The 15,465-nt window shown below is 68.5% G+C and carries 8 protein-coding genes; 6 read left to right on the forward strand and 2 right to left on the reverse strand.

The features are described 5' to 3' along the window. Positions 1-767: 767 nt before the first annotated feature. Positions 768-1,115, reverse strand: a complete 348-nt coding sequence (locus tag D7V80_RS03300; protein ID WP_120586758.1) for a hypothetical protein — start codon at positions 1,113-1,115, stop codon at positions 768-770. 24 nt (positions 1,116-1,139) lie between these two features. Further along, the gene (locus D7V80_RS03305; protein WP_147446974.1) at positions 1,140-5,438 is read right to left on the reverse strand and encodes a hypothetical protein; all 4,299 of its coding nucleotides are present in this window, start codon (positions 5,436-5,438) and stop codon (positions 1,140-1,142) included. Positions 5,439-5,783: 345 nt separating this feature from the next. Between D7V80_RS03305 and D7V80_RS03310 the strand changes: the two genes are divergently transcribed. From D7V80_RS03310 to D7V80_RS03335, 6 genes are all read left to right on the forward strand, one after another. Then, on the forward strand, positions 5,784-8,888 hold the full coding sequence (locus D7V80_RS03310) for a tetratricopeptide repeat protein (protein WP_120586760.1): 3,105 nt from the start codon (positions 5,784-5,786) through the stop codon (positions 8,886-8,888). Continuing rightward, the gene (locus D7V80_RS03315; protein WP_120586761.1) at positions 8,885-9,784 is read left to right on the forward strand and encodes an RNA polymerase subunit sigma-70; all 900 of its coding nucleotides are present in this window, start codon (positions 8,885-8,887) and stop codon (positions 9,782-9,784) included. The genes D7V80_RS03310 and D7V80_RS03315 overlap by 4 nt, the downstream gene beginning before the upstream one ends. Before the next feature lie 120 nt (positions 9,785-9,904). Next, entirely contained in the window at positions 9,905-10,726 is an 822-nt protein-coding gene (locus D7V80_RS03320; protein ID WP_199738347.1) for a hypothetical protein, read from the forward strand. Between the two features lie 157 nt (positions 10,727-10,883). After that, entirely contained in the window at positions 10,884-11,774 is an 891-nt protein-coding gene (locus D7V80_RS03325) for a hypothetical protein (protein WP_120586762.1), read from the forward strand. Beyond that, complete coding sequence (locus D7V80_RS03330) at positions 11,771-13,084, forward strand: kelch-like protein (RefSeq protein WP_199738349.1); 1,314 nt, start codon at positions 11,771-11,773, stop codon at positions 13,082-13,084. The genes D7V80_RS03325 and D7V80_RS03330 overlap by 4 nt, the downstream gene beginning before the upstream one ends. Before the next feature lie 101 nt (positions 13,085-13,185). After that, positions 13,186-15,327: a M28 family peptidase gene (locus tag D7V80_RS03335; protein WP_120586764.1), complete on the forward strand. Its 2,142-nt coding sequence runs from the start codon at positions 13,186-13,188 to the stop codon at positions 15,325-15,327. Positions 15,328-15,465 lie beyond the last annotated feature (138 nt).

Genomic DNA, 15,465 nt, shown 5'->3' on the forward strand with positions numbered 1-15,465 from the left:
TGAAACACACGAACAGCACGATGGGATCGACCATGTCCAACTCTGGAGCAACGCATGTGCCAACGCATGCGACCGCCCCTGGTGGGAAGGATGGCCTTCCGGTGTGCATGAGGCCGCGCACCTGTGCATTCCGCTGCACGGTGCATTAGGAATCCAAGCTCACGGCGGCCTGCAATGTGTCCTGGATCTGGGCTGTATCGTCACCTCGTGCCCGAAAGCAGGGCCCAGAGCCAGCTCCGGCTGTCCTTCGAACGGCCTCTGCTACACGCTCGACAGCTCGGCCCAGGGCAACTGCACGCGACTCGCTGTCGCGGTGTCGATGGAGGCGGAGGCGGAGGCTCGCTGCGGCTCGGGCACCTCGAAAGCGCCCCACGCAGTGGAGTGGCTGTCCAACAACGGCCCCGTCTACACCGCCAGGGACATCCGCGACTTCGGCCTCGGCCCGCAAGTGCGTCCCCCTCACCCCAGAGCAATGGCCTGGCCGAGTCCTTTGTGATGACCTTCAAGCGCGACTACAGCTACGTCAACGAACCGCCCTCGGCCGCTCACGCCTTCGCCCAGTTGCCCTCCTGGTTCGACGACTCCAATCGTGGCCCACCACCACCACGGGTTGAAGATGAAGTCACTCTGCGAGTCCCGTTCTGCCAACTCTCAATCCTGGACTGTCCGATTTGACGGGGGCAAATCCACAATCCCTGGTGAGGCGGACGTGCGCCGCCAGGCACGAGCCATGGCCCCCCGAACTCCCGTGGAACATGCCTCGAACTTCACTGCGAATGGACGAGCGAAGTCTCGAACTGCTCTGTGGCCTCAAGCCCGTCTTGGATGGCGCGCAGCACGCGCTCCGGAGCTTCGTCGAGACGGACATACCCTTCAAGCTCGTAGCGCTGGGTCTCTGGATTCCGGAACAGGGCCCCGTTCTCGCTGCGGCGAAGCAGTCGGAACCCCCTCCCCTGAACGAAAAGCTGATTGGCCAGCAAGCCACGGAGAAGTTCGTGGGTCTCCTCTTCCTTGCACTCGACCTGGATTTGCCCGTGCTCGAAGGTGATTTTCGCCGTCTCGCCCTTCGGGTAGTACGGACTTGCTTTCGGCGTTGCTTGGATGAAAAGGCTCATGTTCTTGATCCCAAGTGATTGAGACTAGTTCGGCGGAAATTTCTCCAGCCGGTCATCGTAATACTCTTCAATCTTCTTCTCATTAAGCAACATGCGCTCTCGAGTCGATTTGCGATTATCTGCCGGCGAACTGTCGGACGGAATCACCTGTTCCAGAGACTCCAGTGGGATAACCTGGACCTGAGGCTCTCTTCCAAGCATTCGGTCCATTCGCGCCTGAACCTCCGCGACCTTGTCCGCCGGCACGAAGATCCGCTTCAAGTTCTCGAGGCCCGCCTTCTGGAGCACCTTGACTTCACCTGGCAAGTTCCCATGCGGCTGGGAAGGGATCTGGGCCCCATCGAACTCGAACAACATCGGATACGGACGCGGGCGATCGTCCTCTGGCAAACTCCCGCGAAGGGCCTGCTCTGCTTTGAGTTGGCGAAGCCGTGTTGCCGCTTTGCTATTCGACGCCAGCACGGGGGGGAGCGGATCGATTTCGAGCAGTTTGCGCGAGAGCAGATCTTGGTACTTGGTGATCTGAGTGGAGAGTTCCTCGGGGGTCAGAATAGAGGGATTGTAGCGGCTGGACTGTTCGTAGAGGTCCGAGTAGGCATGTGCCGTCCCCAATCCATCCGGGCCCTTGCCGAAGGAGATGAAATTCTTTTCGGTGCTCGTTCGAGAGTACTGGGGCCCCTCCCCGGACTTTCTTGTGATGTCCTTCGCCTTGAGCTGAGTCGCGGGCAATAGACCGCCAGCCGCTTCAATCCCATCCAACGCGGAGGAGGACGAAGAGTGATAGAGTTGTCCCGGAGCATTCATGTCGAAATCCCCGACCTCCAGCGCCCGGACACCGTCATCGATGATCTCATCCTGCGTCTTCGAGCGAGTGACTCCCTCGGGTCGGGTGGGCTCATTTCGAGGAGTGACCCCATCCGGTCGAGTGTCCTTTGGCGTGGCGGGGACACCGTTCGGTCGCGTGCTCTTCGGCGAAAGGGGAATGAAATCCGGTTGGGTGTCCCCCGGCTCGCTGATTCCGGCCGGTCGGCTCGGGGGAGGCTTCCCTGCCCCGCCCTCGCCTGCGGCCCTGGGTTCCACGGGAGCGTCCTTCACCCCGTCATTCACCTTGGAGCCGACCTTCGGGCTTGTCGGTACATCGACATACGCCAACGTCCGCTTCTCCGTAGAAGGAGGACGGCTCTCAGCGCTGGACCGCAGGGTGCCTGGCTTGTCGGACTGATCCGCGCGCGAGGGGCCCCCATCCTGGAGCGGCACGGGCGTGAAATGCCCCGTCGCGGGATTCACCCGGTACTGGGTAGGGAGATCTCGGTCCGTCGAGGTGTTCCCAGGCTTCTTCGTGGACGGCCCTGTTCCGCCAGTTGCTTCATTGCCCGTCGAGCGGTTGGGGCCTCCCGTCGAGCCATGGCTCCCTGACGGCCCGTCGCTGCCCCCACGCCGCTTCCCGCCGCCAAGACTGACCGTGGTGCTTCCATTCCCGCCGCCGCCGCCACCTTCCGCCGTCACGTCGCGGTGCCGCGCGCTGAGCTCGAAGTCCACCACGCCCAGCTTCGCCCCCACGCCCAGCTCACGGTCCTTGAAGCTGCCCTGGGTGACCTTCGCTTCCTTCCGCAGGTCGTCGAAGGCGTTCTCGAACTTGCCGGCCTTCAACTTGTCCGTCACCGACTGCACTTCCTTGTCGGTCAGCCCGCTCACCTCCGCCGTGAAGTACTGGCCCTGGTTGCCCCTATCCACCGAGCCTTCCACGGTGATGCTCGTCTCCGAGGGCCCCACGAGCGCATCACTCTTGTCGCCCGTCAGGAACGACAGCACGTCGTTGCCGTCCAGCTTGCTCGCATCCAGCGGCGTCTTCGTCTCGATGCTCACCGAGCCGCTGACCTCTCCGCCCAGGCTGAGGTCCGCCTTGCCCTTGAGCCCCGTGGCCGCTCCCGCCGCGCCCGAGCCCTCGAACGACACCGACTTCACCAGGTGCGTCGGCTTGCCCTTGTCGAACTCCACCCGCAGGCTCCCCGTCGCCCCCAGGCTGGCTGACAGCTCCGCGGTCCCCGTGCCGATCCCCCCGCCAATGCCCGCCTCCACCTCGCCCGTGACGTTCACCTCCATCGCGGACAGGTGCTCCCTGAGGAACGTGTGGCCCTCGCTCCCCGGGGCCAGCGCCGAGGGCCCCTTGCCCAGGGTGAGGGCCGCCTTCGCTGCTTCCTCGGGCGTGTTGAACATCCACTCCATGCGGCCACCGGCCCCCACCGACGCCGAGCCCAGCAGGCCCACGCCCACGTCCGCGGTCACCTCCGCCGACAGCTGGTACTTGCCGTCCTCCGTCCGCTCGATGGCGGCCTCGCCCGAGATTCCCCCCTTCAGCCCCACCTTGACGTCCAGGTTGCCGCTCAGCGACACCGAGTCCCCGGCGCTGTCGAGCTTCTGGATCTCGTCCGTCAGCGCCTCTTGCAGCGGCGCCGTCACGAAGTCGGAGGCGGCATCCGCGATGTCGTCGACCGTGTCCGCCAGGGCCTTCAGCTCGTCGCCGACGAACTCCGTCGCGTCCTCGTACCAGTTGAGCTGACGTTCCTTGTCGAGTTGCCGGGGCTCCTGGCCCGGCACCGGCTTGCCGTCCGCGCCCACGTCGAAGCCGACGTGGTCATACCGCCACCGGTTGTCGCTGGCCTCGTGGAGGCTCTGGACCTGGGTGGGCTGGTGCTTCAGCTGCATCTGTCCGTGGGCGTCCACGGTGCCGGAGGACTGGGTCACCGTCCGCGAGCGGCGGGCGTGCCCCGCTTCGAAGTGGCTGCCGTCCGGGTCATACCCGGTCACCGTGGTGCGCTGGTTGACGGCGCCGGGCGTCTTCGGGGTGAGGGCGGGCGCCGTGTCGATGGAAACGGAGTCCTTGGGCCCGCGCGTCACCTCCTGCTGGGTACGCACCACCTGCACGCCATTGCCGTTCTTGTCTGACTTCAGCGCCTGGGTGGCCACCAATTCCGTCTTCCGCGTGGAGACGGCGGGCTCTCCCTGGGCGTTGAAGCGCGTCTCCTCCGTGAGGGTAAGGCTGGACTCTCCAGGCTTGAGCGGGGTGGGGGCGTTGTTCGTCCGGTGGTGGTCCTCCCCCTTGGAGGCATTGCGCAGGGCCGAATCCTGCCCGGCCTCGAAGGCGCTCACGTCATGGGCCTTGAAGCCCGGTGTGTGGATTTCCGTCGTCTTCACCTGCTTCGTCGGCAGGCCCTGTGCGTTGAATTGCGTCTCCGTCTTCACCGTCGCCGGGCCCTGCGGCGTGCCGCGCCTCTGCTCCAGCGCCGCCGGAGGCTTCTCCATGAGCACCTCCTCGGTGCGCGACCGAGGCCCTGGCGGCGAGCGCGTGGCGTCGTACTGCGTGGTGGACGTCGTCGTGGTGGCTCCAGTCTCGGGGTGCTGCTCCGTCTGGCTCGTGCGCGACTCGAGGCGCGTCGGCTTGCCCTGTGCGTCTGACGACTTCGTCCACGTCGTCTCGCGCGTGCCGCCTGACTTCGTCGACTCCGTTGACGTCACCGTGGACGTGTAGCTGCCGTCAGGCTTGACGGTGACGGTGGTGCCGCGGGTCGTGTCGGACAACACCGTCTCGCCCGTGGTGGCGTTCTGCTTCACCTGGTACTTCGCGCCAGTGGACGGGTCCGTGTACATGTTCCCATTGGGCGTGTTCGCGGCGGCCTTCGCGACCCTGGCATCCACCGCATCGAGGGACTTCGGAGGCGCCTCGCCCTTCTCTGGCTTGCGTGCGGCCTTCCGCTGCGGCGGAGGCGTCAAGCCCAACACCTTCTCCAGCTCCGCCTTTCGACTCGTGCCCTCGAAGGCCGAGTCGAGCTCGTTCTTCGTCGGCTTGACCTTGTCGATGTCCTTCTGGCTGTAGGGCGGCGCCTTGCATTCCGCGAGGGCCAACGCGTTCGCCTTGCGCATGGCCTCCTCGGCGCGCGTCGCGGTCAGGGCTGCCTTCTCCTCGGCCTCCTGAAGCTTCGCGTCCGCGGCCTTCGACTTCCCGGTGGCAGCCTCAAGCTTCTTGTCCGCGGTGGCGGAGGTCTCCTTGGACTTCTTCACCTCCGAGGGTGTCTGCCCTGGCTTCCGCGCGTCCTTGCGAGCGTCCTTGGCGACCGTGGCCGCAGCGGCCTTCTCCTGCCGCGCGGTCGTCGCGGCGCGCCGGACCGGAGGCAAGGCCTTCCGGGCCTCCGCCGCCGCCTTGATCTTGGCATCGGCGGCGACCTTCGCTGCCTCCGCCTTCTGCCGATCCGCTTGCGCTTTTCGCTGCTGCTCGGCGGTGTCTACCTTTGCTCCTGGACCACTCGCAGCTGCGACAGCGCCCATGGGACACTCCCCTCTTGATGAAGGCTTCACGGCCCATCATCGGGATGGACAGACACCACGCGGATGAAAGGAAGACACCGACACACAGGACTTACGAAACGCCGAGCGCTCTTCCTGGAAACCAAGAATCCAGTGATGCGCTCATGGGGAAAGAGGGAATGGGCGCGCCTGCGTCCCAAGATTTCTTCCGTGCGCGAGTCAACGCACGACTGCCCATGCGCTCGTGGAGAGAGAGGAAATGGTCTAAGCTGCATCCCAGGACTTCAAAGGGGGAATGCCCACGCGCTTGAATCAACTCTCCGACGGCTCTGTCTGGCAAACCGGAACGCATCGCGGAGTGAGCACATGCATTCATGTCCAGAGGAAGTGACGCTGACGGACTTTCTCGCGGGGCTGCTCTCAGAAGAGCACCGGGCGTCTGTCCTGGCGCACCTGGAAGGCTGTACGGACTGCCGTTGGGTCCTGGCGGCGGGGAATGGCACCCAGGTCCTGGCCGGCGCTCCGACGGCCTCCACGCAGGCTGCGTCCCAGCCACTGCTGCCGGGCGACAAGCTCTCCCGGTACGTGGTGCGAGAGCGCATCGGCATTGGAGCGATGGGCGTCGTCTACGCGGCGGATGACCCCGAACTGGGACGCCGGGTGGCCCTCAAGATGCTGCGCCCCGAGGGACGCCAACGCGAAGAGCTGCGGCAGCGGCTGCTGCGCGAGGCACAGGCGCTCGCCCGGCTCGCTCATCCCAATGTCGTCACCCTCTACGACGTGGGCACCCATGGAGACGGCGTCTTCCTCGCCATGGAGTTGGTGGAGGGCACCACGCTGGCGGAGTGGATGCAGCAGCCGCGTCCCTGGAAGGAGGTGCTCCGGGTCTTCCGCGAAGCCGGCAAGGGCCTCGCCGCCGCGCACGCCGCGGGCCTGGTGCACCGTGACTTCAAGCCCGCCAACACCCTCCTGAGCAAGGAGGGCCGCGTCTTCGTGACGGACTTCGGCATCGCTGGATCCATCCACCACGAAGAAGGCGCTCCGCTCCAGGAGCCCGACAAGGCCCCGGTCGCCTCCATGAGGCACCTCACGCGGACGGGCCAGCTCCTGGGCACGCCCGCATACATGGCTCCGGAGATCATGGAGGGCCAGCACGCGGACGCGCACTCCGACGAGTTCAGCTTCTGCGTGGCGCTCTACGAGGCCCTCTTTGGCGTGCGCCCCTTCCAGGGTGCGACGCTCCAGGAGCTGGCCCAGGCCGCGCGGCAAGGCACCATCAGCCCCCCGAAGCGGGAGGTGAAGGTTCCAGCCCGCGTCCGGCGCGCGGTCCTCCGGGGGCTCAGCGCCAACCCCGAGGAGCGCTTCCCGTCCATGGAGTCCCTCCTGGCGGCCCTCGCTCCACGCCCCATCCGGTGGCTTGCGCGCATGACGGCCACCGCGGCCGTGGCGGGCGTCCTGGGCACCCTCGCGGCCTATGGGATGACGCATCGCGAGGGGAGCCACTGCGAGCAGGAGGTGGAGAAGCTCACGGCGGCCTGGAGCCCCGCCCGGCGCGAGCGGATCCGCACGGCCTTCCTGTCGACGGGCGCGACCTACGCCGCGCCAGCATGGGCGCAGCTCGCGTCGACGCTGGACGCGTACGCCGCCCAGTGGCGGACGCTTCGCACCGAGGCCTGCATGGCCGCGGACAGCGATACGGAGGACCTCGCCTGGCAGACGGCCGCGTGCCTCGACGCGCGGCTCTGGCAGTTCGCCGCCGTGACCGAGGTGCTGGAGAAGGCGGACGCGCTGACGGTGCAGAACGCGCACCCGCTGACGACCTCGCTCGAAGGGCTCGCCGGCTGTCGGGACGCGCCCGGACTCTCAGCCCGGCCGCAACCGCCCGAGAACCTCCGGGCCCCGGTGGAGGCGGCACGGCACAAGCTGGCGCAGGCCCGCGCCCACCTCCTGTCACACCGGTTCACCGAGGGGCTCTCGGTGACGACAGCCCTCCTCGAGGAGCTGAAGGGGCTCGACTACAAGCCGCTGCGGGCGGAGGTGCTCCTGGCCCACGCCGTGTTCCTCGGGGGCCTCAACAAACCCAAGGAAGCGGAGGCGTTCCTCTACCAGGCCTTGTGGGCGGGCGAGGCCGCGCGTGACGACGAGACGGTGGCCCGGGCGTGGCTGGAGCTCATCTGGGTGGTGGGCGAGGAGCAGTCCCGCACCGACGAGGCGGAGAAGCTCATCCTGCACGCCCGGGCCGCCGTCGAGCGGCTGGGACGGGAGCGCTTCCCCGACATCACGACGGACCTGCACACGCGCGTTTCGTCGCTGCGAGAGGCGCACGGCCAGCTCGCCGAGGCGGAGCAGGAGGCGCTCCAGGGCCTGGAGTTCTCGCGCAGGAGGAATGGCCCGGACAGCCTGCGCACGCCCAACCTCATCCACCAGCTGGGACGCATCCGCTACGGCCAGGGCCGCTATGAGGAGTCGCTGAAACTCCACCGCGAGGCCCTGGCGCTGCGCGAGCGCCTGCTGGGCCCCGACAACCCGGCCCTCGTGACCTCCTACAACCGGGTCGCCACGGCCTCGCTGGAGGTGGGCCGGCACGAGGAGGCCGTCAAAGCCTGGCGCAGGGCCCTGGCCCTCCAGGAGGCGTCCTCCAGCCCGGAGACCACCCCGATGGGGACGGTGCTGCTGAACCTGGCCGGGGTCTCGCGCCTGGAAGGCCGGCTGGACGAGGCGCGCTCACAGGTCGAGCGGGCACGCGCCATCTTCGAGCGGGGCCGGGGCCCCAATCACATCACCGTCATCTTCGCGCTCACGGAGCAGGCGGTCCTCGCCCGAGAGGCGGGCCAGGGCGCCGAGGCGCTGGCCTTCGCCACGGAGGCCCTGGAGCGCGTCCAGCGTTCGCTGGGCCCGGACTCGCCGCGCGCCGCCCTGCCGCTGACCGTCCGGGGGCAGGTGCACCTGAAGGCGGGCCGCTACCCCGAGGCGCGACGCGACCTGCTGGACGCGCTGAAGCGGCTGGAGGGGAACTCCGGCCCGGAGGGAGGGAAGACGGTGTCCGTGCTGCTGCTGCTGGCCGAGCTGTCCCTGGAGACAGGGGCCCCGGAGGAGGCGCTCGCGTACTGCGGGCGGGCACGGACCCTCACCGAAAAGGCCGATGGCGCGGAGTCCCAGGACGGTGCCAACGCGCTGACCTGTGCCGGCAAGGCGCATCTGGCACTGGGCGCCGCGGCGCAGGCTACACCGTTGCTCGAGCGCGCCCGTCGCATCCAGACCCGCTGGGGCACGCCCGGTGACGCGGAGGCGGCCGGGAGGACCTCCTTCCTGTTGGCCCGGGCGCTCCTCGAAACGCGCCCCGCTCCGGACCGGACGCGGGCGCTCGAACTGGCCGAAGAGGCCCGGACGCGGCTGGAGTCCGTGGGGGTCCGGGGCCGGCCGGAGCTCCAGCGGGTGCTGGCCTGGCAACAGCGGGAGGCGAAGCGATGAGCGAGCAACGGACGACAGGCTCCCTGGCGGCGTTGCTGCGGGAGCACCTGCTCCGGGAGCAGCGCGCGGAGCTGGACGCCGTGGAGGGGCTGGAGGCCCTGCTGAACCAACACGTCGAGGCGGCGCGGACCCGGTGGACAGGGCCCCTGACGCCGCTTCCAGAAGAGGCCTTCTCGCGGCACCTGGCCCGCCACCTGCCCGTGGGAAGGACCGCGGAGGTGTTGCGCATCCTCCACGGCGCCGACCTGTACCTCGCGTGCGCCTGCTCCAGAGGGGAGCCCTCGGCCCTCCGGGCCTTCGAGCAGAACGTCCTCCGGTACATTCCCGCCCGGCTCGGGAGGGTGTCGCCGAGCATGGTGGACGAAGTGCTTCAGGTGCTGCGCGAGCGGTTGCTGGTGGGCAGCGGCGACACGCCCCCGCGGATCGCGAGCTATGGGGGACGAGGGCCCCTGCTGACCTGGGTGGGCATCGTCGCCGCGCGCATCGCCGGGGAGCTGGTGGGCCGGGACGCGCGCCATGAGCTCGTCGCGGAGCCTCCCGAGGAACTCGCGCGGCTCCTGGCCCCGAGCGACCCCGAGTACGCGCTGCTGCGCGAAGACGCGCGCCAGCTCCTCGTCGAGTCGCTCAAGAAAGCGGTGGCGGTGCTCCCCGAACAGGAGCGGACCCTGCTGCGCCTGCACCACTTTCATGGGTTCACGATGGACCGGCTGACGCTCATGTATGGCAGCTCGCGCTCCGGCATCGCGCGAAGGATCGCGGAGGCCCGCGAGCAGTTGCTCGAACGTGTTCGCATGGAACTCACGCCCCGGCTGAAGCAGGACCGGCTCGCACTGGAGAGCCTGTTGGGCCTGCTCAGCAGCCGGCTGGATCTCAGCCTCCAGGGCTTGCTGGACTGAAGCCCTGCCTGGGGGCCCCAGGGGTTTCTTGGGATGCCCTTGGGCCCACTCCCTCTTCCTCATTGATTGCACGGGCGGCCATTCATTGACCCGCCAGCCCCAATCAAGAGGAGCGGCCCCATGACTGGAGTGAAAGCAGTCGGTGGTTCGAGTGCATCCAAAGTCGATCCCGCCGAGGCACAGCGTCTCGCGGAGGCAGCCCGACAGAAGGCGGAGGCGGCGCGGCTCGCCGCCGAAGCCAAACGCAAGGCGGCGACGGAGGCCCGGGACACGCTGGCGAAGGCCCGGAGTTCCGCGGATGCCGCGCGACGGCAGAAGGCCACCGCGGAGAAGGCAGCCGCCAACGCACGCAAGGCCGCGCAGAAGCCGGGGCAGACGCCCGAGGAGGCGAAGAAGTCGAAGGAAGCCCTCGCCGCCGCGGAGAAGAAGCTCAAGGAGGCCAACGAGGCGTCCAGGACCGCGGCCCAGAACCTCCAGAAGGCCGAGGAGCAGGCGGCCCTGGCCGCCAGGAGCGCGGAGCAGGCCATGCACAAGGCGAACGCGCTGGCCCTCGAGGAATGCAAGCCCGCCCCGTACAGCCAGAAGGACATCGACAAGGTGAAGCCGACGAAGAACGAGCTCGAGTCGGCCTTCGAGGGAACGAATCGCAAGGCGGAGCTGGAGAAGGTGTTGGGCTTGACGCCCCCGCCGCAGCAGGAGGTCATCCAGACGTCCGGGGCGGGCGGGGCTCCTGGAGCTCCGCTCGGCACGGTGGACGCGAAGTACTCGGACACGAAGGACGCCTTCACGGGCCCCTTCGGGCAGACGTCCGCCGGCACCGGGTTCCAGGAGCGGCAGGGAGCCCCGCTGGGCGACGCGGCGCATTCCCCGCTGCCCGGTGGCACCGCCCTCCCCTCCACGCCGGAGGGCAGCGACACCCCACCGGTGACGCCGAAGCCGTAGACGCGGTCAGGCGGCATGCGCGCCCCCTCGTGGACGAGGCCCCTCGGAGGCGACGGGTCCATCCACGAAGCGGGGCCACGCAATCGCAGGACGGAGCAGCACCCGGCGACAGGGCAACCCTTCATCTCCGCGAGCACCGGGAGCATGGACCCGTGCAATGAAAGACAATGCGATGCGTCCCTCCATCCACGGCAAGGCGTGGCTGCCCGGAACCTGTGTCTGGGGATTGCTTCTCTGGCTCTCCCTCATCCCAGGGGTTGCCCGAGGCGACGTCTCCCCCGACGTACGCCTCTGCACGGAGTCCATCTCCCTGTTGTTCGAGGACCTCGAGTACGAGCGTGCCCTGGACCAGGTGGCTCGCTGCAAGGAGGGAGCGCGCGGGTCCGAGGATGAGGTGGTGCTGTCGCTCTACCAGGGCGTCATCCTGGCGGAGCTGAGCGGAAGGTTGAGCGACGCCGAAGCCGCCTTCACGTCCGCCCTGAGCATGAACCCCGAAGCGAAGTTGCCGCTGACTGTCTCGCCCAAGGTGAAGCGGCACTTCGAAGCGGTGCGCAAGAGAGTCCTGAAGGCGTTGGCCGCGCGGGGGGCGGCCAGTGAGCCCCTGAAGCAGGAGTCCCCCTCGGAAGCGCAGGAGGTCCAGGCGCCGCGAGAGCCGCTCCCCGTCGTCACCACGGGACTCCCGGAGTCTTCATCCTCTCCCGTGCGGGAGGTGTCCGGCGCGCACCCATCCTTGCGAGACCGGGCGATGATTCCCGCCGTGGCGGGAGGGGCCCTCGTCGTCGCGGCGGGCGTCTTCTGGGGTGTGGCGGAGGGGAGGAAGTCGAAGCTGGATGACGTGGCAAAGGACATCCATTCAGAGGCCGATGCCCGGAACGTAGCCCAGAGCGCGCGAAGGCTGCAGACGGCCTCCGTGGGGCTGCTGGTGGGAGGCCTGGTGGGGCTGGGCGCCTCCACGGGGATGTACCTGCTGGGGTCGCCGAAGAAGCCGGTGCCCGTGCAGCTCGGGCTGGATGGGACGTCCGTGTTCGTGTCTGGGAGGTGGCCATGAAGCCCCTGCTCCGCTCGACAGCCCTTGGCATGCTGCTGCTCGGCGTCCAGGCCACTGCGTGTCTCGACGTCGACGGCGTGGTGGACCAGTTCTGCCTCGACAATCCTCGCATCTGCAAGGATGGCGGGTCGGATGCGGGGCCTGACGGCAATGACCTCCAGGATGCAGGTGGACCGGACGGCGGGGACGCGGGGCAGGACGGCGAGGACGCGGGGCAGGATGCAGGACCTGACGGAGGCCTTCCCGATGACGAACGCGAACCACCGGGATGGAAATCCGTGGAGCCGATGCGGGTGCGGCGCACAGGCCATACGGCCACCGCGCTGCGAGACGGCAGGGTGCTGGTTGTTGGCGGAAGCAGCACGGGCGACCTCTCGGCGGTCAGCCCGACGAACACGACGGAGCTCTACACCGTCTCATCAAACAGCTGGAGTCCCGGGGGGAACCTGAGGACGGCTCGCATGGACCACACCGCCACCCTGTTGCCGGATGGCAAGGTATTGGTGGCCGGTGGCAGGGGCCCCACGGGTGGCGCGCTGGACAGCGCTGAAATCTATGACGTAGGTGCGAATCAATGGACCGTGGTCGGTCCCCTCCCCAGCGGAGCACGTGCCGGCCATGCCGCCGTCTTGCTGCCCTCGGGGAAGGTGCTGGTGGCGGGGGGCGGATTCTCGGGGGACGACGGGCTGAACACCGCCGAACTCTTTGACCCGGTCAGCCAATCCTGGACGAAGGCGAGGGACCTGAACATCAACCGCAACATGCTGACGCTCACCCTGCTGGACGGTGGCGTGGCGTTGGCCATCGGTGGCTTCAATTACGACAGAGCGGAGACGACCGCCGAGGTCTACGACTCGAACCTACCGGATGGAGGATGGCGACTCCTTTCGCAGCGGATGGGCCGTGGGCGCAACGGACACGCCTCGACGCTGCTGCCCTCTGGACAGGTCCTGGTCACCGGATCCCTCGAGGGTTCACCTGGAACGGTCCTCCCGTCAGTGGACCTCTTCGAACCAGGCAGCGCTTCGTGGACGCCCCAGGCCAACATGGGGGAAGCCCGCTTCCTCCACACTGCCACCGCGCTGCCCTCGGGCGAGGTGCTGGTGACAGGCGGGTATGCCACCCCCTACGAGAAGCCGCGTGCCTCCGCGGAGATACTCCGGCGGGATGGCGGCTGGGAGTCCATCGCCCCCATGTCATCGGCGCGCACCGCTCACACCGCGACGTGGCTGGAATCAGGGAGTGTGCTCATCATCGGGGGCACCGACGGCGGCGTGGCGCTGAACACCGCCGAGCGGTACGTCCCCTGAGCGTCGTCCGGGCTCGCGGTATGGATGTCGAGCGCTCCCCTCGCGGAGGATTGTAAGCGGCCAAGGCCTTTCCCGCAGGCACGGTATAGAACGGGGAAGCCATGCCCATCCGCCCGTTGCCCTTCGCCTTCCTTGCGCTGTCTGTCTCACTCAGCGCTTTTGCCCAGGCCCCCACGTCCCCGCTGGGGCCCATCTCCCCCACCACTGGCATGGTGCTCCGGGACGACGTGGTGCGTGCGCTCATCCAGGAGAGCTCGGGCGACAGGATCCATGACGGCGTGCAGCGGCTGTCCCTCATCGCGCGGGACAGCGTGGAGGGCTACGCGGAGGCAGCCACCTGGACGAAGGCCGCCGCCGAGGCCGCGGGGCTCCAGGACGTCCGGTTGGAGGCGATGAAGGACGGCCCCCAGTGGCGGGCCACGCATGGCGAGCTGTGGGTGGCCGGTCCCCACCGGTACCGGGTGACGTCCTACGCCGACCTGCCCATGTCCCTGGCGATGGGCAGCGGCAGCTTCGAGGGCACGGACCTGGAGCTGGTCGACGTGGGCATGGGCACCCAGGACGCCGATTACGCAGGCAAGGACCTGAAGGGCAAGGTCGTGCTCACCCAGGGGCACCCCATGCCCGCGCTGCGCAACGCCGTGGCGAAGCTGGGCGCCGTGGGCGTGGTGTCGTCCTATTCGACGCCGCCCTGGAACGCGCCCCACCGCATGGACGGCGACTTCCCGGATCAGGTGGGTTGGGCCGGCGTCTCCCAGGGCCTGATGCCGCAGGGCATGCGGACGCCCTTCCTGTTCATGGTGTCGAACCGGCAGGCGAACGAGCTGCGCGCCCAGCTGCGGGAGGGGCCGCTGAAGGTGGACGTGAGCGTCGCCACGCAAGCGCCCACGGGGCATCTCAGCATCGTCAGCGGCGTCATCCCCGGGAAGCTCGCGGGCGAGGAGGTCGTCCTCACCGCCCACCTGGACCACTACAAGCCCGGCGCGGACGACAACGCCTCCGGCTCCGCCACGCTGCTGGAGCTGGTGCGCACGTACACCACGCTCATCCGCAAGGGCGTGCTGCCCCAGCCGGTGCGCACCCTGCGCGTGCTGTGGCTGCCGGAGTTCGAGGGCACCCGCGAGTGGTTCTCCCACCACGGCGCGGATCCGGTGCGGCGGGTGGCGCAGTTCAACTTCGACATGCTCGGCGCCAGCCTGACCCGCGCCCACTCGCGCTTCCAGGTCTCCTACACGCCGGACTGGAATGGCAGCTTCGTGAACGCCGTGTCCGAGTCCACGGTGGCCTTCATGAACCGCTTCAACGGGGTGGCCTACCCGCCGAGGAAGGACTTCCGCATCGGGTCGGTCACCGGCTCGCAGGACCCGATGGATGCGCACATGGAGCGCTACAGCCGGGGTTCGGATCACCAGCTCTTCAACGACCACGGCATCCCCGGCGTCGCCTACTCCACGTGGCCCGATGACGGCTACCACACCAGCGGCGACCGGCCGGAGAACGTGGACCCCACCCAGCTGCACCGTGCCGCCTTCGCGAGCCTGGCCGGCATCACCGTCGCCGCGTGGGCCGAAGGCACGGGCGCCCTGGAGCTCTCGCGCCTGGTGGCGGTGCACGGCGCGAAGCGCGTGGCCGAGGACGAGTTCCGGGCCCGCCGCGAGCTGGCCGCGACGCCCGCCGCGCAGGTGCCCGGCTTCGCCCGGCTGGCTCGCGCCGGAATTCGCGCGGGCTACCAGCGTGAACGCGACGCCCTGCGCTCCTGCCTGGCCCTGGGCGCGCCCGCCGAGCCGGTGAAGGCGCTGGTCCAGGCGCTGGAGACCGCCGAGTCCCAGGCCCTGAAGCGCCTGGAAACAGACGCGAAGGCGCGCGGGGTGTCCTTGAAGGAGCCCTCCCCGGGTGAAGCCGAGCGCAAGGCGCGGGCCTTCGTTCCGCGTCGCGTGAAGGGCCAGGAGCTCGCGTCGTTCTACGAACTGGAGCGCCATGCGCTTCCCGGCGCCCAGGCGCGGGTGGACGCGGTGAAGGCCGCCATGACCGCCGCGTCCACGGCCCTGCGCGAACAGGGTGAGAGCGAGCTGCGCTTCTACCAACTGGCGGATGCGCTCGCGAGCTACGCCGACGGCAAGCGCTCCGTGGCGGACATCCGCGACGCGGCCCATTCCGAGTACGGATATGTCTTTCCCGTGGAGGCGATGCTGGACCTGTTCGGGCTGCTGGAGCAGGGCGGTATCATGACGCGCGGACGCTGAGGCCTGGTCAGAATTGAGCTGACACCAGACGGGCGTAGGCGCCATCCTCTTGCACGAGCGTCTCATGGCGCCCCTGCTCGACGATGCGCCCGTTCTCCATCACGGTCCCTCCCATGCTCCGTCCGCGACTCGCAGCCC

The sequence above is a fragment of the Corallococcus sp. CA054B genome (genome assembly GCF_003611625.1).
GTDB lineage: Bacteria > Myxococcota > Myxococcia > Myxococcales > Myxococcaceae > Corallococcus > Corallococcus coralloides.